The sequence below is a fragment of the [Flexibacter] sp. ATCC 35103 genome, from assembly GCF_001975985.1.
Lineage (GTDB): Bacteria > Bacteroidota > Bacteroidia > Flavobacteriales > Flavobacteriaceae > Flavobacterium.
Genome location: NZ_MTQF01000004.1, coordinates 399,173 through 422,855 on the forward strand (window position 1 = coordinate 399,173; position 23,683 = coordinate 422,855).

Here is a 23,683-nt window from a genome sequence, read left to right on the forward strand (position 1 = left end):
AAAATGCAGTTGTAGTTCAAAATAATCGGAAGTATTATACTAAGTTAGGAGGTGGAGCAAAGATGCTCGGAGAAATATTATCTAATTTTACGATGTTTTCAGAAACGATCGTTTTCTTTTGAATATAAACAGGCAACAAAACTTCATGCTCTAATATTGTAGCATGAACCACTGATTTAAGTTCTTTATGAACTTCTTCTTCTGCGCAATTAAAAGATATAGCCGTATTCGTCCCTTTCTTTATCACCTGAACAATTGTTGGGGTCGATAAGAAGGCAATAAATATGAATAATAATATGCGAGCGATTAGTTTCATTGCAGCAAAAATAGTGTTAAAGAAATAAAATCAAAGCGCAAGGGCAAAAAATTTATACAAATTTAACAATCATAAAAAAACAGAATAAAGAAAAGACCCTTATTCTGTTTATATAGTATTAAAAAACAATTAATTACAATGATTCTTCTAACCATGCATTCATCATCCAGATGGTTTTTTCCTGTTCTGCAATGAAGTCGCTCATCATAGAATTTGTTCCTTCATCATTAATATCATCTGATTGTTTTAAAATTTCTCTTTCAATTTTTAATAAATCTGATAAAGAATTTACAATTAACTGAACTGCTTTCTCATCATTTGAAATATTCTTTCCTACCGCTAATTTATTATTTTTAATATAATCTTCAAATGTATGTAATGGAGTCCCGCCTATTGTTAAAACCCTTTCTGCAATCATATCGATTTTTAACTGTGCATCTGTATACAATTCTTCAAATTTAACATGTAAATCAAAGAAACGTTTGCCACGAATATTCCAGTGTATTCCTCTTAGATTCTGATAGTATACCTGAAAATTTGATAACAGAATATTCAATTCATTGACTAATAATTCTGACTCTTTTACCGGCAATCCTAAAATATTTGTTTTCATAGTATTCATTTTATAATAAGTTTACTACAAATTTAAAACAACTTCTTTAAAAATATTATAAAAAAAAATTATATTTTCTTATTTTTGCATCACAAAATACTATCAAAATGACGATTACTCAATTACAATATGTGTTAGCTGTTGCCGAACATAAAAATTTTACACTTGCTGCCGAAAAATGTTTTGTTACCCAACCAACATTAAGTATGCAAATTCAAAAAATCGAAGAGGAACTTAATATTTTAATTTTTGACAGAAGTAAAAAGCCTATCCAACTTACTGATATTGGTCAAAAAATTGTCAATCAGGCAAAGAATATTGTAAATGAAGCAGATAGAATTAAAGATATAGTAGAACAGCAAAAAGGTTTTATTGGCGGAGAATTTCGTTTAGGAATTATCCCAACGATTATGCCTACTCTTTTACCTATGTTTCTAAATAACTTTATAAAAAAATATCCTAAAGTAAAACTCTTAATCGAAGAATTAAATACGGATGAGATTATTATAAAATTAAAGAACGGTCATTTAGACGCTGCAATTGCTGCAACTCCTCTGGAAGATGAAAAAATAAAAGAGATCGTTTTATATTTCGAGCCATTTGTGGCTTATATTCCGGAACATCATGTGAGTTTCCAGAAAGAAGAAATTGAAGTTGCCGATTTAAACATTAATGAAATCCTGCTTTTGCAAGACGGACATTGTTTTAGGGACGGAATCCTGAATTTATGTAAAAACGGAACTGATATCGACCAGAATAATTTTCAGATACAAAGCGGAAGCTTTGAAACTTTAATAAAACTAGCCGATGAAGGTTTGGGTACAACGTTACTTCCGTACTTGCACACCTTAGACTTAAAAGATTCCGACAAACTGAAACTACGAAATTTTAAGGAACCAAAACCTGCCCGTGAGGTAAGTTTAATTTACCCAAAGAGCGAATTAAAAATGCAAATCATTGACGCCCTAAGATCTACAATCGCCGGAGTTGTAAAAGGGGCAATTGTTTTTCAGAACGTTCAAATCGTTAGTCCGCTACAAAAGAAATAGAAATAAAAAAGGAGCCAAATTGGCTCCTTTTTTTATACTTTAATTAGTAGTAAACTTTGTTTTAGTTCTGGTTTTTCAACAATAAAGTTCAATAACCATTCTTGTAATTGCTCCATCTCGTATGGTAACAGTGTTTTGATAGCTTTCTCTAGTTCTTTACAGAAAAGTATCGGATCGAAACTTACTCTCTCAAGTATTGATTTCGTGTAATCAAACATCATTTTTGACATAATAAAATAAGATTTTTGGGGGTTATCTATATTTTTAAACTCGCACAAATTTAATCAAATATCATTCATACGCATTCATTTTAACTATTTTTTTTAAAAACTTTAGCAACGAATACGTTTTCTTAATATATATAAATCAATATAGAACGATTCTAAACAACTCATTTAAACCTTTTTAAAGGCTCTAAACATTTCTCGTTTTCCCGGAGGACCTGCTAATTTTTCGACAGTAAACCCAACTTCGATCATACTTCTTTTAACAACTCCGCGAGCTGCATAAGTTACCAGGACTCCGTTTGGTTTTAAACTATTATACATTTTCCTAAAGATTTCAGTACTCCAAAGCTCCGGTTGGACCCTATATCCGAAGGCGTCAAAGTAAATCAAATCAAAAATTTCAAAATCGTTTATTTCATCAAAAAATTGTTTCCTTTTGGTTAACGAAAAAGCATTGCAAATTTCAATTTTTTTGTTCCATTCTGATTTATGCATTTTCTCAAAAATGTTCTCAAATTCCAATGCGTTCAGTTCACTCACATAATTCATTTCTAAAACTTCTGCCGCTTCAACAGGATAAGCTTCTACTCCAACATAATCAATTTTCTGATTTTTTTGATTTGACTCTAAAAAAGTGATAAAAGCATTTAATCCTGTTCCAAAACCTATTTCAAGAATATTTACCGGATTATTTTCAAATAAAGAAAGTCCGTTTTTTATAAAAACATGTTTTGCTTCCTGTATAGCTCCATGTTTTGAATGATAACATTCATCCCATTCTGCTAGATGAATTGTCGTTGAACCATCTAGCGTTTTAATTATTTCTCTTTTCACTTTTTTCGGAATTTATAATCTGATTTTATTGGTATTCAGCGCTTTTTGCGAGTCAAATTTAGTCAAAACAAATGCGTAAAGCCTTAAAAAACGGCTGTTTTTTCATAAATTCTTTATAAAAATGTCCTAATTTTTTCACTTTATTATAAGATAAATAAATCTCAGTTAAAGCCCATAAATAATGCAGTTTTACTAAGCAAATTATATATTTTTATTTAATTTTGCATTTATTAAATTCTATTTTACACCAAATCATTACTTTAGAATCTTCTATTGAAATGAAAATTACATAAAAACTTTATATAATTATGAGTACAACTCAAACAAGCAAAATTGAAATCAGAAAAGCCACTTCGTCAAAAATAAGCGGAGTAGACTTTCAAAACTTAAGCTTTGGTGCTGTTTTTACAGACCATTTATTCGAATGTGATTTTAAAAATGGAGAGTGGCAAAACCCGGTCATTAAGCCTTATGCTCCAATTTTAATGGATCCTTCTTCAAAAGTCTTTCATTACGGACAAGCTATTTTTGAAGGAATGAAAGCTTATAAAGATGACAATAATGATGTTTGGTTGTTCAGACCTGATGAAAACTTCAAACGTTTTAATAATTCTGCAGTTCGTATGGCAATGCCAGAAGTTCCGGAAGCTATTTTTATGGATGGTCTAAATGAATTATTAAAAATTGATCAGGAATGGATTCAGAGAGGAAACGGAAGCAGTATGTACATTCGTCCTTTTATGATTGCTACAGGTGCCGGTGTTGTTGCCAATCCTTCTGACGAATATAAATTCATGATTTTACTTTCTCCGGCACAATCTTATTATGCAGGCGAAGTAAAAGTCATTATTGCTGAACATTACAGCAGGGCAGCAAATGGCGGTATTGGAGCTGCAAAAGCTGCAGGAAACTATGCTGCACAATTTTACCCAACAAATTTAGCTAATAAAGACGGCTTTCAGCAAGTTATCTGGACAGATGACGCAACGCATACTAAACTGGAAGAAGCGGGAACAATGAACGTTTTCTTTAGAATTAACGATACATTATTGACTGCTCCTACAAGCGAAAGAATCTTAGATGGTATTACCAGAAAAAGTTTGATTGCAATGGCAGAAAAAGAAGGTCTTAATGTAGAGGTTCGTCCTCTTATTGTTTCAGAATTGGTAGAAGCGGCTAAAAACGGATCTTTAAAAGAAATCTTTGGCGCCGGAACTGCTGCAGTTATAAGCGTTATTAAAGGTTTCTCTTATCAGGATGTTTATTATGAAATGACTCCGGTAGAAAATTCATATGCTTCACAATTGAAAGAAAAACTAACTAATCTTCAAAACAAACTTTCTGAAGATACTTTTGGCTGGACTGTAAAGGTGCAATAACCAAAAAAGTTTATAAAATAAATACAAGCCCGACGTACGAATGAATCGAAACGTCGGGCTTATTTTTTATATTTGCTTTTCAAACCTCATCAAAGAATGATTCAAAATCTGGTTTTACAAAATATTGCTAAACATATTTCGCTTGACGAAAATGAAACAGCTTATTTTCTGTCTATTCTAAAAGAAAAGAAATACCCAAAAAAGAGTATTATTTTAAAAGAAGGTGAAATTTGTAAAACGATAAATTTTGTTCAATCCGGAATTTTACGTGCATTCTACAGAGATCAGGAAGGAAAAGAATCTACTATTATGTTTGCTATTTCGGACTGGTGGATTACAGATATGGCTTGCTTTATAAAGCAACAACCTGCGATGCTCAATATTGAAACAATTGAAGACAGTCAGGTATTTTTTTTACAAAAAGAAGATTTGGATGAATTGTATCTCAAAGTTCCAAAATTCGAGCGTTTTTTCAGGATTATCATGCAAAATGCCTACATAAGAGAGCAGTTAAGAGTTATTCAAAATCTATCACTTTCTGCAGAACAGCGTTATTATATCTTTCTGGAAAAATATCCTCAGGTTGCAAAACAAGTTACACAAAAACAAATTGCATCATATTTAGGTATTACTCCTGAATTTTTAAGCATGATTCGCGCTAACAAAAATAAACAGGCATTTTCTTAAACTACATTATTTTTTTACAATAACAACTTCACGTGCTTTGTAAAAAATATAAAGACATGCTTATACTTATTGCAGGACCATATCGTGGTGGGACAAATGATGATCCCAAATTAATTCAACAAAATTTAGAAAAATTAGAAGCCGTAGCGCTGCCTTTATTCAGAATGGGACATTTGCCCATAATTGGCGAATGGCTTGCGTTGCCTTTATTGAATTTAGCCGGTTCTAAATATATTGGTGATAGTGTATGGGACGAAATACAATATCCTGTTGCACACAGGCTTTTAGAAAAATGCGATGCTGTTCTTCGTCTCGAAGGTGAATCAAAAGGAGCTGACAACGATGTTAGAATTGCTCAGGAAAGAGGTTTGGAAATTTATTATCGTTTAGAAGATATTCCTAATGCGGAATAACAAATCTAAAAAACAAAAAATCCCTAATAGGTTTTAGAAACTTATTAGGGATTTGTATTTATAGAAGTTTAGAAAAATCAGGTTTAAAATAATTCGGCCCTTTCATTACCTTACCGTCTTCTCTGTAAATAGGTTGTCCGTCTTCACCTAATTTACTCATATTACTACGCTGAATTTCATCAAAAACGGCTTCAATTTTATCTTGCAGACCGTGTTCGATAATTGTTCCGCACAAAATATACATCATATCACCAAGAGCATCAGCAATTTCGACTAAATCATTATTCTGAACTGCTTCAAGATATTCTTCGTTTTCTTCTTTCATCAAATTATAGCGAAGTATTTTCTTTGTTTCGCCTAAATCAGCAATTGGGGTCTGACTATGACCAATTTTAAAAGCAGTATGAAATTCTGTTACGGCATCAAGTTGTTTCTTCATGATATTATTTGATTAAATGAGATGGCAAATTAGCAACTATTCGTGTACAATTCTCTAAATTTGTCAAAAATAATTTTCAACTATGTTTAGTCAAGGACAATTAATATTCGCTCTCTGTTTTTTTATTGCATTTGTAATCGTAATGATATTTGCTTACCGTAAAGATCTCGCTTTGCATAAAGTTTTTTATAAAGGAAATTACAAAGTTTTAATTGTATTCTTGATTTTTATTGCTCTTCTATTTGTTATTAAATTCTTCTTTAAAAGATAATTTATAGAATTTATTGCTATATTTAGAATAAAATAATTTTAAGAGCTTTTACAATTAAACATCTTCAAAAACGTTTATTTAAAAGCTTTTTTTGACCAATATAATTTATAAAGTGTACTTTTATTGCTCCGCTATTATTGCGACAGGTAATTTAAATTTATAACTTTACGACACAAAATAAACGACTACAATGAAGATTCTAAAATATTTATTTCTACTATTATTATTAAGCTTAGTTGCTCTTACTGTTTTTGTCGCTACCCAAAAAGGGATTTTTTCTGTTGAAAGAAGCAAAGTGATTAATTCGCCAAAAGCAACAGTTTATAATTACATAAATGATTTTAGAAATTACGAAGATTTTGAATCGTGGTATGTCGAAGACTCATCAATAAAAATGACATTCCCTAATAAAACATCCGGCAACGGGGCTTCTTATTATTGGGACGGAACTGAAGGAAAAGGAAATTCCATTACCCTAAAAGCAATTGACGGTGAAAGTATTCAGCAAAAAATGAAATACGACGGTACAGAAGCTGATGTAAACTGGACATTTAAAGATACTTTAGCAGGAAAAACAAAAGTGACCTGGAAAGCAAGCGGAACAATGAGTTTTTTATTTAAAGTTTATACTGCCTTAAACGGAGGTTCTGATAAAGTTATTGGAACTATTTATGAAAAAAGCCTTGCCAACATCGACAAAAATTTAGACTACGAAACCAAAACTTTTGCGATTAACGTAAATGGTGTCGTAAAGAAAACTGAAACACCATATATCAAACAGACTTTTACAAGCGAAATCTCTAAAATAAACAAAAATGCGAGAATTGTAATTCCGAAACTTATTGAGTTTAGTAAAAACAATGGTTTATCTACAAACGGAAAACCTTTTATAATTTATCACACTTACGATACGGAAAAGGGATTAGCAAAAATATCGATTTGTTTACCTACAAATAAAGAAATCATGACCACATCCGGAAGTGATATTTTAGGAGGAAAACTCAATGGTTTTGAAGCCGTAAAAACAACTCTAAAAGGCGATTACACACATTTGAATGCCGCAATTGCAAAAACTACAGCTTTTATCAACAAAGAAAAAATTACGCCTGAGTTAAGCTGGTCTCATCTTGAAATTCTGACTATTAGCAAACTGGATGTAAAAAGCCCTTCTAAATTGATGACAGAAATTTATTTTCCTGTAAAACCTAAAGTAGTTCCTGTAGTCAAAACTCCTGTATATACTACTCCAACAGCAGAACCTACAACACCTAAACCTGCAACGGAAACACCAAAACCAGCACCAAAACCTACTACGGAAGAAGAGCAGTCAGAATTTTAAAATAAATGATGCATTAAACCTTTTGTTTAAAGTTCATTCTAATAAGATAAATCGAAAAATTTGACAGACGAGAAGGAATTTATACAACAATTATTAGATCCTAAAACGCAGAATACAGCGTTTCAAAAACTCTTGTCTGATTACCAAAAACCATTATATTCTCATATTCGAAACATTGTTTTGAACCATGATGATACAGATGATGTATTGCAGAATACGTTTGTAAAAGTTTTTCAGTATTTAAAGAATTTTAAGGGAGAAAGTAAACTCTTTTCCTGGATGTACCGCATTGCAACTAACGAAGCCCTAACTTTTTTAAATCAGAAAGCCAAATTAAACGGATTAACATCTGAAGCATTACAAAATAAAACCATTGACAATCTGAAAGCTGATGTTTATTTTGATGGCGACGAAATCCAGATAAAACTTCAAAAAGCAATTGTAACCTTGCCGGAAAAGCAACAATTGGTTTTTAAAATGAAATATTTTCAAGAATTAAAATACGAAGAAATAGCTGAAATTCTGGGAACTTCAGTTGGCGCTTTGAAAGCATCTTATCATCATGCCGTAAAAAAAATTGAAATATATGTTACATCAAATTAAACCTTTTGTTATAAAACATATCTTATAGACATTATGAAAGCATTTAAATTAGAAAACGAACCGAAAATAACAACTGGATTTAAAACTCCGGAACATTACTTTGATAATTTTTCGGCAAAAGTTTTACAACAAGTAAACGAAGAAAAAGAAGTAAAAGTAATCCCGATTTACAAACGTAAAAAAGTGCTTTCGCTTCTTGCTGCAGCAGTTGTTGTTATTGCATTAATGATTCCTATAATAAACAATTACAATAACACTTCTAAAGATCTTGATGAAGATACCTTAGAAACTTATTTATCTTACCAATCGAATTTAAATCAATATGATTTGATTCAAAAATTAGATACAAAAGACATTCAGGAACTAAGTAAAAATGTTGCAATTGAAGATGAAACCCTGGAGGATATTCTGGCAACAAATCCAAATATTGAGCATTTAATATCCGAATAAAACAATTAAAAAATGAAAATCAAAAATATACTTCCGATAATACTCTTTCTGATTAGTTTTTCGTTTTATGCCCAAAGTGGTAAAACGGATGAAAAACGAGAAAAAATTAAAGCTTATAAAGTTTCATTTTTAACGACTGAGCTGGAATTAACTTCTACAGAAGCTGAAAAATTCTGGCCCATTTATAATGCTTATGACGATAAACAATTTGAATTAAGACATCAGAAAATGAAAACGTACATGCGCAAATTAGATGATGACAATATCAATTCAATGTCTGAAAAGGAAGCCGTAACACTTTTATCACAGATGGAAAGTACAGACAAAGAATTGTATCTTTTGCGCGATAAATACATGACGAATTTAAAGAAAGTACTTTCAGCAAAAAAAATACTAAAACTTAAAAAATCAGAAGACGATTTTAATCGCAAATTACTGCAGCAATATCGAGATAAAGCAGGTAAAGATTAAAACACATTTTACAGTACAACAGCGACAGGAACCCTATATAATAATACTTACTTTATTATTTAGGGTTCTTGTTATTTAAAATTAATTCGAACCATTTTATTATAACCTGCAGCAATTGCAGTATTTTTATTTAGAAAGCGAATTGTAAAAAGTTTGGTATCATCTGACAATTGCACCCATGAAGCTCCGTTATCAGTTGAATATTGCAATCCTCCTGATCCCACACACACGAGTTGCTGTCCATTTGTTCCCGGAACATACTGCACACAAGAAGCATAACCAAAACCTTCATTTTGTCCTATCAAATTCCATGTTTTCCCCCCATCTTTTGTAAAGGCTTTATTATCCTTTTTTTCATCTGGTAAATCATAATCGCCTCCGGCAATAAAACCGTTTTTTGCATCATAAAAATCAGCCGTAAAAATTCCGGTCATTTGTTTACCCTGAACTATCGGAGTTTCAATTACTTTCCAGGTTTTACCTTTATCCGGAGAATAAAAAGTCCTGGCTTTTTTTCCGCCTGAAAAAATCCAGGTTTCATTTCCTTTTATAATAATATTCGAATTACTGGCTGCAAAGGCTGACTCGCCTGTAGCGTTTGTAGGTAGTTTATCAGACAATAATTTAGTCCAGTTTTCGCCTCCGTCGCGTGTAATAATAATTGAAAAAGTATCTTCGGTGGGATCACCTACAGCAATTCCTTCTTTATCATTCCAGAATTGCATACTATCATAAAATACTTTATCATGTACTTCTTTGTATACTAATTTTACTTTTTGAGTTTTTTTAGAAACCTGATAAAGTAGTGCGGGATTTCCTATACTTAATAAAAAAACATCGTTTGAAGTTTGGGCTATACTTCTAAATTCTAATTTTAAAGTATCACGATAAATATGTTCTTCAAATTTCTCATTTTTATCTAAATCATAGTATCCAAAACGAGAATTATCGCCGCCGTACCAGACCTTATTTTTATCTATTGAGATGGCGCGAATACTAATTTTATCCTTAAATAAAGTATCAATTTTCACAGTCGAAAAATAACCATTCAACCCTATTTTATCACTGTAATTCAGCGTCTTAAAAGACATAAACAAAACGAAAGCGCAACAAAATAAAATTAGTTTTTTCATAATAAATTAAAGTTTATTCGGCGCTAAAATACAATTATTTACAAAATATAAAATAAGTTAGGTGTTTTTTTCTGGCACAGTAATTGGATATCTCACAATATTAATCTTAATATGATTTAAAATGAAAACTAAACTACTTTTTATAGCCCTGCTAACACTAGGTTTTAGTTCTGTACAAGTACAAAGCCAAACTACTGTATATGCAAAAAATTCAGATATAAGCGATAATTTAGATTTAAGAGCTGTGGCATCTATGTTTGGAGAATCAGCCAATCTTCAGGATTTTGAAAGAAGATTGAATGACCCAAAATATCAAATTTCAAATCTTGACTTAAATGACGACAATGAAGTTGATTATTTAAGAGTGATAGAATCAGTAGAAAACAGAACCCATGTTGTAATTATTCAAGCAGTTCTTGATCGTGATGTTTATCAGGATGTTGCTACAATTGATGTAGAAAGAGATAATTATAATAAAGTTAGCGTTCAGGTTGTTGGTAACACTTATTTGTACGGAGACAATTATATCTACGAGCCGGTTTATAGCGTTGCTCCGGTAATTTACAGCTCATTTTGGGTTACAAATTACAGACCATATTATTCTACATGGGGTTGGAATATGTATCCAACTTATTATGCAGCATGGAGACCTTACCCAATTTACAGATATAGAAACAACATCAATATATGTATCAACGTAAATAATCATTACAATTATGTAAATACAAGAAGAAGTTATGTTGCACCGGTTTTATACCAATCCAGACGTACCTACGGTTACGAAACAAGGCGTCCTGACTATAGCTTTGCTCAAAGACATTCGAATGTGTCTAACAGATATGATCTGGATCAAAGACGTGTTGCAAGCAGAGAATCAGGCAGAAGCCAAAATTACGGCACAAACAGATCAAATACAGGAAGAGTATCTTCAACAGACAACAGAACTGCTCCAAACAGAAATTATGCTGAAAACAGAACTAATACTGACAGAAGCTATAATACGAATCGTTCAGTGTCTTCAGACAGAAACACATCAAATTCCGTAAACAATTCTCCAGTAAATAATCCTGTAAGAGTTGAAAACACTCAAAGAACAGAAAACAGAAGAGATTATAGTCAGAACAATTCGAATGTTTCAAGAGGAAATTCACAAAATCCTGTAAATACTAACAGACCTGCTCCAACTCAAAGAACTGAAACTTCCAGAAGTTATTCTGATAACAGAGGAAATACTGAAAATAGAGGATCTTCAATGAGAACTCAAAATACGCAACGTTCTGAAGCTCCAAGAGCAAGTCAGGAATCAAGAAGCAGCCAGCCTCAAAGAGAAAGTGGTGCGGGAGGAAGAAGCTCAGGAGGAAGAAGAGGTTAATAATAAATTCGCATTTCTAAATAAAAAACTAAAGCACAATTTGACGATTGTGCTTTTTTTTATCTTTTTAATTATAATTGATGCTAATTTGTTTTAAAACAGTAAATTTGCAACCGTCTTTTATAAAAACATACATGAGCGCATCGCATAAAAACTTACATAGTAAGTTGTCTATAGGGGGTTTATTGATAACATTAGGGATTATTTATGGGGATATTGGTACTTCTCCATTGTATGTAATGAAAGCCATACTTGGTGAATACGCCATTAATTCTGATATTGTTCTGGGTGGAATTTCTTGTGTTTTCTGGACTTTGACCCTACAAACTACCATAAAGTACGTTCTTATTACCTTAAGCGCTGATAATCACGGCGAAGGTGGTATTTTTGCACTGTACGCACTGGTCAAAAAAACTAAAATTCAATGGCTCATTGTGCCCGCCATAATTGGAGGTAGTGCTTTGCTTGCCGATGGAATTATAACCCCTCCTATTTCGATATCTTCAGCAGTAGAAGGAATCAGAGCTTTTTATCCTACCATGCAAACCGAGACAATTGTATATATTGTTATCGGAATTTTGTTCATATTATTTACCATACAACAATTTGGAACCAAGCTGGTTGGAAAGTTTTTTGCTCCAATGATGCTTATCTGGTTTGCCATGTTGGGAACCCTTGGAACTATCCAGATTATAAATCATCCGGAGGTAATAAAAGCAGTAAATCCTTATTATGCTTACCATTTATTATCTATTCATCCTGATGGTTTCTTCGTACTTGGTTTTGTGTTTTTATGTACAACAGGTGCAGAAGCTTTATACTCTGACATGGGACACTGTGGAAGAAAAAATATCAGAATTAGTTGGATTTTTGTAAAAACAACTTTAGTACTAAACTATTTTGGCCAGGCAGCTTATTTAATTCACCACGAAGGAAGCACTTTACAGCAATTAGGCGGAGAAAACGGGAACCCTTTTTACCTCATCATGCCACATTGGTTTCTTCCGTTTGGGATTGTCGTTGCAACTTTAGCAGCGGTTATTGCTTCTCAGGCACTTATTAGTGGTTCATTTACTTTGATAAATGAAGCAATGCGATTGAATTTCTGGCCAAAAGTAAAAATCAAATATCCTACTGAAGTCAAAGGACAATTATATATCCCGTCGATTAACTGGTTATTGTTTTTTGGTTGTGTTGGAATCGTTCTGCATTTCGAAAAATCAGGCAATATGGAGCACGCCTACGGTCTTGCTATCATTCTTTGTATGATCATGACTACCATTTTACTTAATTATTATTTAATAATGAAACGAGTAAAATTGTATTTGATGGTACCGCTTATCACGATTTATTTATTGATAGAATTTAGCTTCTTAATTGCTAATATCACCAAATTTGCCGAAGGTGGTTATGTAACACTTATCATTGCAATGATCCTTATTTCGATTATGACAATTTGGTATTTGGCTAAGAAAATTAATAAAAGCTATACTAAAATCATCAAAATTGACGATTATAAAAAAGTATTAATGGAGTTGAGTGAAGATCTATCAATTCCTAAATATGCCACGCATTTGGTTTACATGACCAATGCAAATCGTGTTGATGAATTAGAGGAAAAAGTAATTTATTCTATATTACAAAAACGTCCTAAAAGAGCTGATATTTATTGGTTTGTACATGTAAACATTCTTACTGAACCTTATAAAACACAATATAAAGTTACTGAGATTGCAAAAGATGATATCTACAGAATCGATTTTAACCTAGGTTTTAGAGAACCTACAAAAATCAATTTAATGTTCAGGGAAGTAATTCGTGATATGGTAAAACGCGGAGAAGTAGATATTACAAGCCGTTACGAATCATTGAACAAAAACAATATTATTGGTGACTTTAAATTTGTATTGTCTGAGAAATTCCTATCGAATGACAACGATTTAAGATGGCACGAAAACATTATCATGAACTCTTATTTCTTTATCAAGAAACTGAGTTTATCTGAAGAAAGAGCATTTGGTTTAGACAGTAGTTCTGTAAAAATAGAGAAATTTCCAATGGTGCTTCACGCTCCGGAAAATATCGGATTAACGAGAATTATAAAATAAGCACTTATAAAATACATCAAAAAAACACTCTTTTAAACTTTATCAGAGTGTTTTTTTTCTTTTTAAAAGAAGTTAAAATAACAAACAAAATTAAAAATTTAACTTTCAATCAATTAATAGTACCTTTGCAACTCAAATAATTAAAATGAGATTACACAGAAATTTAGTTTATACTACCATCGATTCTTTAAATGCAATTTTCAATGAAGGAGAATATGCAGACAAAGTGGTAGCAAGAGCATTAAAAAAAGACAAACGTTGGGGAAGTTCTGACAGGAAGTTTGTTGCTGAAACGATATACGAAATTGTTCGTTGGAAACGATTATACGCAGAAATTGCCGAAGTAAAAGAGCCTTTCGACAGAGAGAATCTATGGAGAATGTTCGCAGTTTGGGCTGTTTTAAGAGGATATCCTATTCCGGATTGGAAACAACTGGAAGGAACTCCTGAAAGAAAAATAAAAGGACGTTTTGATGAACTTTCTAAAATCAGAGCATTAAAAGAATCTATTCCGGACTGGATGGATGAATTGGGTGTGAAAGAATTAGGCGAAAAAGTTTGGGCTACAGAAATTGCTGCTCAAAACCAACCTGCCAAAGTTATTTTAAGAACTAACACACTTAAAGGAACTAAAGAAAGCCTTAGAAATACGTTGATGGATTTGAATATTGAAACAGAATATTTGAAAGATCAACCGGAAGCTTTAGTTTTAAAAGAAAGAGCAAATGTATTTTTGACAGATGCTTTTAAACAAGGACTTTTTGAAGTTCAGGATGCAAACTCACAATTAGTTGCCGGTTTTATGGATGTAAAACCAGGAATGCGTGTTGTAGATACTTGTGCCGGAGCTGGAGGAAAAACATTGCACATTGCTTCTTTAATGGAAAACAAAGGACAATTGATTGCAATGGATTTGTATGAAAGTAAATTGAAGCAATTAAAATTAAGAGCAAAAAGAAATGGCGCTTTTAATATTGAATACCGTATCATTGACACTACAAAGGTTATTAAAAAATTACACGAAAAAGCAGATCGTGTTTTAATTGATGCACCATGTAGTGGTTTAGGAGTTCTTAAAAGAAATCCAGATGCTAAATGGAAATTACAACCTGAGTTTATTGATAACATTCGCAAAGTTCAGGCAGAAGTTTTAGAAAGTTATTCTAAGATTGTAAAACCGGGCGGAAAATTAGTTTATGCAACTTGTTCTGTTTTACCATCAGAAAATCAGGAACAAGTAGAAAAATTCTTAAAAACAGAAATCGGAAAACAATTTACTTTCATAAAAGATCGTAAAATTTTAGCTTCAGAGTCTGGTTTCGATGGATTTTACATGGCATTATTAGAACGCAAAAATGCTGTAATAGCTGAATAAATTCAACATTACTTTATAAAAAAGCCTTTAGAAACAATCTCTAAAGGCTTTTTTATTTTCATTATTATATAGTATTACAGCAAACTTGGTTTACGTAACAACTTTCCGTTTTCATTTTCTTTAAATTTAGGAACAAAAACAATTTCCTTTGGCTTTTCGTATTTATCAAGAACATCAAAAAAGCCTGAAGCAAAATCCTGCTTTTCGCCTTCGATAACCAAAATCAATTTTTCGCCTAAATTCGTATCAGGAACTCCGGTAACAAAAAATCTCGTGTTTATTTTACCAATCAGCTTTGCTTCGATCTGCTCCGGAATTAGCTTTACTCCTCCACTATTTACGACATTATCAATTCGACCCAGGAATATAAATTGATTTTCTCTTACTACCTCAACTAAATCATTGGTAACAATAGGCTCTTCAGAAATAGTTGGAACCGTAATAACCAAACATCCACGATCATCCTGGGCAATTTTTACATTTGGTAAAACTGTAAAAACATTTTCTCCCACTTTCTTTGCTGCAATATGAGTAATGGTTTCAGTCATACCATATGTCTCGTAGACTTCTGTTTTAACTAATGGCAAAACTTTTTCTTCGAGTGAAGCATCCATTTTAGCTCCGCCAACTATTAATTTTTTAATATTCTTTAGCGCTTCAATAGAATTTTGAACTTGCAAAGGAACCATGGCTACAAAATCATAAACTTTTGAATTTAATGCCAATGGATGTGTACTTGGTTCTACAATATCCAGTTCAAGTCCTAAAATTATACTTCGCACCAACATCATTTTACCCGCAATAAATTTTACAGGCAAACAAAGTAAAGCTTTATCTCCGGGCTCTAATCTAAAAAAGTCACCTGTGGCTAAAGCTGACTGAATCATAGCTTGCTTTTCTAATTGCACTAATTTTGGTAATCCGGTAGTTCCGGAAGTTCTCATTTCGATATATTCTTTATCATCGAACCAATCCAGTAAAAATTCACCAATCGCCTGTTCGTTGCTATTACCTTCTTTTATATAATCATAAGCAACACGGCGCAACTCTTCTGCGTTTAAATGAAAACCATTTATTTTAAAATAATTGTGAACATTTTTATGTGTTAAATGTGACATGATATTATTGATTTGAAATTTCTAAAACATTTATTTTACCTGTTAATTTTTCTTTCCAGTTTGTCCAATTGTATTTTCTGCTAAAAATAAAAAGCAAAATAGGATAAATCACTACGATAGGAAGTATTACATCAAGACCGGCAGATGGATCTGACATGTCTTTAAAAAGAGAGTGTGTTTGAAAAACTGACCAATCTGAAGTAACCAGTAAAGCACCAACCAAATTATTGGCAGCATGAAAACCTAAGGCCAATTCTATACCTTCATCCATAAGGGTAATAACTCCTAAAAATAATCCTGTACCAATATAATAGATCATAATAACGTAACCCATTTTTGTTACTTCCGGATTAAAAACGTGCATTGAACCAAATATAAGCGACGTCATCAATAACGGAAACCATCTGTTGTGTGCCAAATTAGCAAATCCCTGCATCAAATAACCTCTAAAAACATATTCTTCGGTACTGGTTTGTATTGGAATCAAAATCGCCCCTACAGCAACTAAACATAAAAAAGGAATTAATTTAAAATTCCATATAAAATTCTCAGGAGATTTTAAATATACAGCCAGAAAACTTAAAACTGAAAAGAAAGACCATAAGAAAAAAGAAAAACTAACACGTTTCCAATCTACTTTATTTCTTGAGGTTGTAATGGACAAAAATGTTTGATGATGCAAATATTTTACGACATAATAAATTCCTGCAAGCGCAAAAGCAAAAGATATCATTACCAGAAACAAGGTCATATTGGGCTCGAATACTTTCATAACAGCAGCATTATCTGTTGGGAAAACCTCTTTACTGCTAAAAGTTTTATATAACACTGCAACCGAAAAAGGAATCTGACCAATAAATGACGCAATAATAATTAAAACGGATCCTATAAGATAGAGCCAAAATTTATTCTGAGGTTTAATTCCTTGTTCTAAAAACATATTTATAATAATTTAAAAATGAGAATTCGATTTGATAAGTAAATCTTATTTTTGGTCTTGCTAAAATACCGATTTTTTAGTTTAATTATCTTACAACACTTTAAATTTAGTAAAATGATACAAATTTACCATAATCCTCGTTGCGGAAAATCAAGAAACTGTCTTGCCTTTATTGAGCAAACAAATCAGGAATATGAAATAATCCCTTATTTAACAGAAACTCCAAATTTTGATGAATTGAAAAAACTTCTGGAAAAACTAAATCTTCAACCAATTGAATTAGTTCGAATTAAGGAAAAAATCTGGATTGAAAATTATAAAGGAAAAGAACTCACAAACGAACATATTATTCAGGCTATGATTGATAATCCAATTTTGATTGAACGTCCAATTGTAATAAAAGACGGAAAAGCTATTATAGGCCGGGATTTAGATCGTGTAGCCTCTTTTTTAGATTGATTATAAAGAACCATATTAACATATTTTTGTGATTTTCCTCTTTAAACCAAAAGCTACATTTGCGGTCTAAAAAGTAATTGAAACCAAAAATAACAATGAAAAAAATCAAATTTGCTGTATTGCTTGTATTCTTTCTTACAAGTTTTTACAACTATGCACAACAGGAACCACCTGCCAAGAATAAGGTAAAAGTAACGGGAAAAGTTTTCGAAAAAATAAGTAAACAACCCCTTGAATATGCAACAATTTCAATCACTGCGCCCAATGACACCAAAGTTATTGCAGGCGGAATTACAAATCCGAAAGGAGAATTTGATATAGCGGTTGCACCGGGAACTTATGATATAAAAATTGAATTTATTTCGTTTAAACCTACTGAAATCAAAGGAAGAAACATTCAGGATGATACCAATTTAGGTGTTGTAAATTTATCTGAAGATGCAGCACAATTAAATGAAGTTGTTATACGTCAGGAAAAATCGACTGTAGAAATAAAACTGGACAAAAAAGTATACAATGTTGGTCAGGATATGATGGTTAAGGGCGGAACAGTAAGTGATGTTCTGGACAACGTTCCATCTGTTTCTGTTGATACCGAAGGGAATGTAAGCTTAAGAGGAAGTGATAATATCAGAATATTAATTGACGGAAGACCCTCTAATGCCATCAATGTTGCCGAAGCTTTACGCCAGCTTCCAGCTGATGCGATTGACAAAGTAGAAGTAATCACAAACCCATCTGCGCGTTATGATGCTGAGGGTGGATCAGGGATTATCAATATTATTCTTAAAAAAGGAAAAAATCAAGGCTTCAACGGAACTTTTATTGCCTCAACAGGTCTTCCGGAAACTTATGGTGCAAGTGCCAATTTGAATTATAAGACTGAAAAATTGAACTATTTTACTACTGCCGGATATAACTACAGAACAAATGAAGGAGCTGGTTTAACTAATTCTGAATATTTTAATCCGGACGGTACAACTAAAAACTTCCTTGATGAAGATCGTGATACCAAAAGAACCAGAGAAGGTTTTAACGGTAGAGCTGGTATCGAATGGACTGTTGCACCAAATACATTCTGGACAAATGCCATTAATTACCAAAAGAATACTGGTGAAGACAGAGATTTAATCAATTATAACAACTTCGATGCCGGTCGCAACTTTACCGGTTCAACTTATCGTTTAAATACCGGAAATACCGGAAGTGAAAACGTAGAATATACTTCGAACTTAATTAAGAACTTCAACGATAAAGGTCATAAATTAACTGCTGATTTATCGATTTCAAGAAATACTGATGACAGTAATAGTGTTATTACAGGTTCTGACGATTTTAACAATACACTAAACAATCAAGTTCAAAAACAAGTACAATTACAGGCTGATTACGTTTTGCCATTAGGTAAAGGAAGTCAGTTTGAAGCTGGATACAAAGGAAGTTTTGGAGATTTGAATAACGAATATTTTGTTCGTGATGATCAGGGAGAAGCACTTCCTAATTTATCAAATACCTTAGAATATAAAGAGAACATCAATGCACTTTATGCTTCATATGGTTTTAAAGTTAATAAATTCTCTTATTTATTTGGTTTACGTTGGGAAGACACAAACATTCAGGTTAATTTATTAGACACAAACGATTTTAATACTAAAAAATACAACAACTTGTTTCCAAGTGCATTTATTAGTTATGAAATCTCTGATCAAAGCAATTTTACTGCAAGTTACAGCAAGCGTTTATCAAGACCAAGAGGACGTTTTATGAATCCGGCGGTAAACTACTCCAGTAATATCAATATTTTTCAGGGTAATCCAGACTTAGATCCATCTCTTACAGATAAATACGATATAGGATTTATCAAACGCTGGGATAAAGTAACCTTTAATACCTCAGCATATTTTGAAGACACTAAAGATGTTTTCAGTTTTGTTCGTTCTCCTACGGGCGAAGACGTAAATGGAATTCCTGTTATTTTGAGCAGACCTATTAACTTAGGAAAAGAGCAAAAATTCGGTTTTGAATTTACACTAAATTATACTCCGTTTAAATGGTGGAAATTAAACAGTAACTTCAATTTTTACAATGTAAAAACAACTGGAGAAAACAGTTATACAGATGCAAACGGTTTACTTGTTGTACAAAATCTGGACAATCAGGCAAACTCATGGTTCGCCAGAATCAACTCAAAAGTAACTTTACCATACAAAATCGACTGGCAATTAACCGGTATGTATAACGGAGAGCAAAAAACGGCTCAGGGTAAAAACTTAGGTCAGTTTGGTATGAATACTGCTTTGAGCAAAGATGTCCTAAAAGATAAAGCTACAATTGCTTTTAATATTAGTGATGTTTTCAATTCAAGAATCATGAAATCATACACGTATCTAGAGAACCAAACGTCGTATGGAGAAATGCAATTTCGTAAACGTCAGTTCAACTTATCGTTTACCTATCGTTTCAACAAAGCTAAAAGCGATAGAGAAAAACCGGGAACACCTAAAAATGAAGGTGACGGCGGAGGAGAATTTCCTGGATAATCTTCAACAAATAATTTATAAGAGGACTCGTGAAAACGGGTCCTTTTTTTTTTGAGTTAAAAAACATAAAGCATAAAAAAAAGGACTCGTAAAAACGGGTCCTTTTTTTATGCAGACAATTTAAAATTAAATTGCTTGTTCTTGTTTCTTTTTTGCTCTTTTCTCTTTGATAAGTTCCCAGCTTGCTCCCGTAACCCAATAAGATACGAAACCAACTAAGAAAAACATCAACCAAAACCCTATAGTTAGTATGGTCAAGAAAAGTAAAAAACCTAAGTACTGTGAAAATTCAAACATGTTTTCCGGAATTTTTGAATGTAAGCACAAATGTATGTTTTATATTTTTCGTTAGCAATAAAATCCAAATCAATTTTCGTAAAATCACAATAATCCGTATATTTAAACTCATTTTAAATAAGGATTTTTTCAATTATTATTTAACTATCTAAACTATAAGAACATGAGTATTTTCAGGAGCTATTTCCCGCTATTCGTTACAATCTTTTATGATTTTTAAAGAAAAAACATAAAAGGATTTCCTCTTCTATCGCGGCTAGGATATACGTTTTTATAAGAAATCTTAAGCATCAGAATCTTAACAGACTTTTAAAGTGAACGAACAAGAGATAAAATCCATCTTAATCTGCGTCTTTACGAAGTAAATCAGCGTCATCCGCGTTCTATTTACACCAACATTAAACAATCCACATTTCAAATAATAATATATAACAACTCACATAAATAAAATAAAATGAAATACAGAATAGAAAAAGACACAATGGGCGAAGTTCAGGTCCCGGCAGATAAATATTGGGGAGCACAAACAGAACGTTCCCGAAACAATTTTAAAATTGGCGCTTCGGCATCTATGCCACAGGAAATTATCGAGGGTTTTGCCTATCTTAAAAAAGCTGCTGCTTATGCCAATGCCGATTTAGGAGTTTTACCAAGCGAGAAACGTGATGCCATTGCCGCAGTTTGTGATGAAATTCTGGCCGGAGAATTAAAAGACGAATTTCCATTGGTAATTTGGCAAACCGGTTCTGGAACACAAAGTAATATGAACGTAAACGAAGTCGTCGCCAATCGCGCGCAAGTTTTAAAAGGATTCAATATTGGCGAAGGTGAACCTTTTATAAAAGCAAATGACGATGTAAACAAATCACAATCTTCAAACGATACCTTCCCTACTGCCATGCATATTGCAGCGTACAAAATGGTAATTGAAACTACTATTCCAGGTGTAGAAAAACTTCACGCTACTTTATCAGCAAAAGCAACCGAATTTGAAGCTGTTGTAAAAATTGGCCGTACACATCTTATGGACGCTACTCCACTCACATTAGGACAAGAAATTTCAGGATATGCTGCTCAATTGTCTTTTGGATTAAAAGCATTAAAAAATACTTTAGCACATTTATCTGAAATCGCTTTGGGCGGAACCGCTGTAGGAACCGGATTAAATACCCCAAAAGGATACGACGTAAAAGTTGCCGAATATATTGCAAAATTCACAAATCTCCCTTTCGTTACTGCCGAAAATAAATTTGAAGCACTTGCAGCACACGATGCAATTGTAGAAACTCATGGAGCATTAAAACAACTGGCTGTTTCGCTAAACAAAATAGCAAATGATATTAGAATGCTGGCATCAGGACCACGTTCCGGAATTGGAGAAATTCATATTCCAGAAAATGAACCGGGATCTTCTATCATGCCCGGAAAAGTAAATCCAACACAATGCGAAGCTTTAACAATGGTTTGTGCCCAGGTTATTGGTAACGATATGGCCATTGCTGTTGGTGGAATGCAAGGACATTATGAGCTAAATGTTTTTAAACCTGTTATGGCGGCTAACTTTTTGCAATCAGCACGTTTATTAGGCGATGCCTGTGTTTCATTTGACGAACATTGCGCTCAGGGAATTGAACCTAACTACAAACGCATCAAAGAATTAGTAGATAATTCATTGATGTTGGTTACTGCCTTAAACACAAAAATAGGATATTACAAAGCAGCTGAAATTGCACAAACCGCTCACAAAAACGGAACAACTCTTAAAGATGAAGCCGTTCGTTTGGGTTATGTGACTCCGGAAGATTTTGATGCCTGGGTAAAACCGGAGGAAATGGTATAAAAAAGTTTTCAGTTTTTATTCTCAGTTTTCAGTTCTTCTAATTGGTCAAACTTTGTTAAAGTTCTGCACTGAGACTGAAAACTGAGACTTTTTACTTATTTCCCGTCTACATAATCTTGCAGATAACTAAATCTTTCTGTTAATTTTCCTTTTTCTGTAATTTTGGCGCGTTTTAGGATTCCGTCTTTATCATCATTAAAGAAAGCTGGAATCACGTATTCCATAAATTGTTCTCCAAAACCTTCACTGGCATCTTTTGGAATTTCACATGGTAAATTATCCACTGCCATTACTACAACTGCCGCCGGATGAAAAACCTCAACTTCTCTATCTTCCAAAGGAAAATATCCGTAGATAGGTTCTTCAATTGTCGAAGAACGCAATGTACAAGCGATTGGCCCTTTTACATCACAAGAAATATCAGCAACGACTTTTAGTTTACAATCACTGGCATTCAGCATTTCTCTGGTTAAAATCATTGGCGCGCCGCTAGCATAAAAATGTCCTGCAAAATAAATATCCGATACTTTCGTAAACTTTTCAAAGTCAGAAACATATTCGTCCGGATGTGCTACAAAATCATTAAAATCAATAACTTCTCCATCTATTCGTTTATTGTATTCTAAAACATCTAGCTGAACATAAACTGGCTGAGCATAATTTTTGCTTAAATAATTCTCAATCGTAATTTCTTTTACTTTAATAGCATCGAGAATTTCTTTTGCCCCGCTGCCCACTTTTCCGGTTCCGGTAAGTACAAATTTTAATGCCGGCAAATTGATACGTTTCAAGTGCATAATCAAGGCATCTTTTCCTGCAAGAGTTTCTGCTTTGGGTAATTTAAACAATTCGAATTTTATTCCAAAAGCACGAATTCCGTTATAAACACCAACCATTCCGGCATATTTACCAAAACCTATTAAACGACGATTTTGATCATCAACAATTGTTTCATGATCATAAAGGTCAATATTTTTTTCTAAAATTGCTTTTATCAACTTCTGATTATAAGGCTGTTTCTTTATGGTATGAGAAAAAAAGAAATAGGCTTTATTTGGAATCAAATTTTCAACAGGAACTTCTTTTACGCCAAATAGTACATCACATTCAGAAACGTCATCTGTAATCGTAATTCCCATACTTTTATATTGAACATCCGAAAAAATCCTAATATCCGAACTCTCTACCTCTATAACAGCATCATGATATGTTTGTTTAAGTTTTGCAAGTTCATTTGGTGAAAATACAACACGTCTGTCCGGCGGACTTTTTCTTTCTTTTATAATTCCAAATTTCATTTATAGCTGATTAAAATAATTATTAATATAACTTTTTAAGTTCAATTTGTTTCAAATATAACAAATTTAGTTAAAGTTTTGTTGTTAAAATACAATTTAGAATGTTTTGAAA

25 protein-coding genes are annotated in these 23,683 nt (G+C 32.5%); 15 read left to right on the forward strand and 10 right to left on the reverse strand.

What is annotated here, in order from left to right; translation table 11 throughout:
• Positions 1-34 precede the first annotated feature (34 nt).
• A complete protein-coding gene (locus BXU01_RS09760; RefSeq protein WP_083693018.1) occupies positions 35-316 on the reverse strand; it encodes a hypothetical protein in 282 nt (93 codons plus the stop codon).
• A gap of 133 nt (positions 317-449) precedes the next feature.
• Complete coding sequence (locus BXU01_RS09765) at positions 450-929, reverse strand: Dps family protein (RefSeq protein WP_083693019.1); 480 nt, start codon at positions 927-929, stop codon at positions 450-452.
• A 107-nt stretch (positions 930-1,036) separates the two neighbouring features.
• On the opposite strand from BXU01_RS09765, the gene BXU01_RS09770 reads away from it, so the two are divergent.
• Positions 1,037-1,978, forward strand: coding sequence for a LysR substrate-binding domain-containing protein (locus BXU01_RS09770; RefSeq protein ID WP_083693021.1), 942 nt, complete (start codon positions 1,037-1,039; stop codon positions 1,976-1,978).
• A 32-nt stretch (positions 1,979-2,010) separates the two neighbouring features.
• Here the strand turns inward: BXU01_RS09770 and BXU01_RS23855 are convergent, their stop codons facing one another.
• Positions 2,011-2,208 carry a hypothetical protein gene (locus tag BXU01_RS23855; protein WP_056252939.1) on the reverse strand — a complete coding sequence of 66 codons (198 nt, stop codon included), beginning with the start codon at positions 2,206-2,208 and terminating at the stop codon, positions 2,011-2,013.
• 165 nt (positions 2,209-2,373) lie between these two features.
• Positions 2,374-3,039, reverse strand: coding sequence for a tRNA (5-methylaminomethyl-2-thiouridine)(34)-methyltransferase MnmD (gene mnmD, locus BXU01_RS09780; protein WP_083693023.1), 666 nt, complete (start codon positions 3,037-3,039; stop codon positions 2,374-2,376).
• Between the two features lie 308 nt (positions 3,040-3,347).
• Here mnmD and BXU01_RS09785 point away from each other — a divergent pair, with 308 nt between their 5' ends.
• The 3 genes from BXU01_RS09785 (at position 3,348) to BXU01_RS09795 (ending at position 5,518) form a co-directional block, all read left to right on the forward strand.
• Positions 3,348-4,418, forward strand: coding sequence for a branched-chain amino acid aminotransferase (locus BXU01_RS09785; RefSeq protein WP_083693025.1), 1,071 nt, complete (start codon positions 3,348-3,350; stop codon positions 4,416-4,418).
• A 96-nt stretch (positions 4,419-4,514) separates the two neighbouring features.
• A complete protein-coding gene (locus BXU01_RS09790; RefSeq protein ID WP_083693027.1) occupies positions 4,515-5,105 on the forward strand; it encodes a Crp/Fnr family transcriptional regulator in 591 nt (196 codons plus the stop codon).
• A gap of 56 nt (positions 5,106-5,161) precedes the next feature.
• Positions 5,162-5,518 carry a DUF4406 domain-containing protein gene (locus BXU01_RS09795; protein WP_083693029.1) on the forward strand — a complete coding sequence of 119 codons (357 nt, stop codon included), beginning with the start codon at positions 5,162-5,164 and terminating at the stop codon, positions 5,516-5,518.
• Positions 5,519-5,576: 58 nt separating this feature from the next.
• On the opposite strand, the gene BXU01_RS09800 is transcribed toward BXU01_RS09795, so the two are convergent.
• Positions 5,577-5,957, reverse strand: a complete 381-nt coding sequence (locus BXU01_RS09800; RefSeq protein WP_055096002.1) for a nucleoside triphosphate pyrophosphohydrolase family protein — start codon at positions 5,955-5,957, stop codon at positions 5,577-5,579.
• A gap of 82 nt (positions 5,958-6,039) precedes the next feature.
• Between BXU01_RS09800 and BXU01_RS23860 the strand changes: the two genes are divergently transcribed.
• The 5 genes from BXU01_RS23860 to BXU01_RS09825 all read left to right on the forward strand — a co-directional run bounded on the left by BXU01_RS23860 (position 6,040) and on the right by BXU01_RS09825 (position 9,091).
• Positions 6,040-6,228 (forward strand): hypothetical protein, encoded by a 189-nt coding sequence (locus BXU01_RS23860; RefSeq protein WP_055096000.1) that lies wholly within the window; start codon positions 6,040-6,042, stop codon positions 6,226-6,228.
• Between the two features lie 190 nt (positions 6,229-6,418).
• The gene (locus BXU01_RS09810; RefSeq protein WP_083693031.1) at positions 6,419-7,567 is read left to right on the forward strand and encodes an SRPBCC family protein; all 1,149 of its coding nucleotides are present in this window, start codon (positions 6,419-6,421) and stop codon (positions 7,565-7,567) included.
• A 60-nt stretch (positions 7,568-7,627) separates the two neighbouring features.
• On the forward strand, positions 7,628-8,170 hold the full coding sequence (locus BXU01_RS09815) for an RNA polymerase sigma factor (protein WP_055095997.1): 543 nt from the start codon (positions 7,628-7,630) through the stop codon (positions 8,168-8,170).
• A gap of 33 nt (positions 8,171-8,203) precedes the next feature.
• Entirely contained in the window at positions 8,204-8,620 is a 417-nt protein-coding gene (locus tag BXU01_RS09820) for a hypothetical protein (protein ID WP_083693033.1), read from the forward strand.
• A gap of 12 nt (positions 8,621-8,632) precedes the next feature.
• Positions 8,633-9,091 carry a hypothetical protein gene (locus BXU01_RS09825; RefSeq protein WP_055095993.1) on the forward strand — a complete coding sequence of 153 codons (459 nt, stop codon included), beginning with the start codon at positions 8,633-8,635 and terminating at the stop codon, positions 9,089-9,091.
• A 71-nt stretch (positions 9,092-9,162) separates the two neighbouring features.
• Here the strand turns inward: BXU01_RS09825 and BXU01_RS09830 are convergent, their stop codons facing one another.
• Complete coding sequence (locus BXU01_RS09830) at positions 9,163-10,224, reverse strand: hypothetical protein (protein WP_055095991.1); 1,062 nt, start codon at positions 10,222-10,224, stop codon at positions 9,163-9,165.
• 121 nt (positions 10,225-10,345) lie between these two features.
• Here BXU01_RS09830 and BXU01_RS09835 point away from each other — a divergent pair, with 121 nt between their 5' ends.
• The 3 genes from BXU01_RS09835 to BXU01_RS09845 all read left to right on the forward strand — a co-directional run bounded on the left by BXU01_RS09835 (position 10,346) and on the right by BXU01_RS09845 (position 15,079).
• Positions 10,346-11,596 carry a hypothetical protein gene (locus tag BXU01_RS09835; protein WP_083693034.1) on the forward strand — a complete coding sequence of 417 codons (1,251 nt, stop codon included), beginning with the start codon at positions 10,346-10,348 and terminating at the stop codon, positions 11,594-11,596.
• Positions 11,597-11,730: 134 nt separating this feature from the next.
• Positions 11,731-13,704 (forward strand): KUP/HAK/KT family potassium transporter, encoded by a 1,974-nt coding sequence (locus tag BXU01_RS09840; RefSeq protein ID WP_055095987.1) that lies wholly within the window; start codon positions 11,731-11,733, stop codon positions 13,702-13,704.
• A 145-nt stretch (positions 13,705-13,849) separates the two neighbouring features.
• Complete coding sequence (locus BXU01_RS09845) at positions 13,850-15,079, forward strand: RsmB/NOP family class I SAM-dependent RNA methyltransferase (RefSeq protein WP_083693035.1); 1,230 nt, start codon at positions 13,850-13,852, stop codon at positions 15,077-15,079.
• A 74-nt stretch (positions 15,080-15,153) separates the two neighbouring features.
• Here the strand turns inward: BXU01_RS09845 and BXU01_RS09850 are convergent, their stop codons facing one another.
• Positions 15,154-16,197, reverse strand: a complete 1,044-nt coding sequence (locus tag BXU01_RS09850; protein WP_083693036.1) for an AMP-binding protein — start codon at positions 16,195-16,197, stop codon at positions 15,154-15,156.
• 4 nt (positions 16,198-16,201) lie between these two features.
• Positions 16,202-17,137, reverse strand: a complete 936-nt coding sequence (locus tag BXU01_RS09855; RefSeq protein WP_083693037.1) for a CPBP family intramembrane glutamic endopeptidase — start codon at positions 17,135-17,137, stop codon at positions 16,202-16,204.
• A gap of 114 nt (positions 17,138-17,251) precedes the next feature.
• Between BXU01_RS09855 and BXU01_RS09860 the strand changes: the two genes are divergently transcribed.
• Entirely contained in the window at positions 17,252-17,596 is a 345-nt protein-coding gene (locus tag BXU01_RS09860; protein ID WP_083693038.1) for an ArsC/Spx/MgsR family protein, read from the forward strand.
• A 95-nt stretch (positions 17,597-17,691) separates the two neighbouring features.
• On the forward strand, positions 17,692-20,136 hold the full coding sequence (locus BXU01_RS09865; protein WP_083693040.1) for an outer membrane beta-barrel family protein: 2,445 nt from the start codon (positions 17,692-17,694) through the stop codon (positions 20,134-20,136).
• 126 nt (positions 20,137-20,262) lie between these two features.
• Here BXU01_RS09865 and BXU01_RS23475 read toward each other — a convergent pair whose 3' ends face one another.
• The gene (locus tag BXU01_RS23475) at positions 20,263-20,433 is read right to left on the reverse strand and encodes a hypothetical protein (protein WP_055095973.1); all 171 of its coding nucleotides are present in this window, start codon (positions 20,431-20,433) and stop codon (positions 20,263-20,265) included.
• Between the two features lie 454 nt (positions 20,434-20,887).
• Between BXU01_RS23475 and fumC the strand changes: the two genes are divergently transcribed.
• Positions 20,888-22,273, forward strand: coding sequence for a class II fumarate hydratase (gene fumC / locus BXU01_RS09870; protein WP_083693042.1), 1,386 nt, complete (start codon positions 20,888-20,890; stop codon positions 22,271-22,273).
• Positions 22,274-22,368: 95 nt separating this feature from the next.
• Here the strand turns inward: fumC and BXU01_RS09875 are convergent, their stop codons facing one another.
• The gene (locus BXU01_RS09875; protein ID WP_083693044.1) at positions 22,369-23,571 is read right to left on the reverse strand and encodes an NAD(P)-dependent oxidoreductase; all 1,203 of its coding nucleotides are present in this window, start codon (positions 23,569-23,571) and stop codon (positions 22,369-22,371) included.
• Positions 23,572-23,683 lie beyond the last annotated feature (112 nt).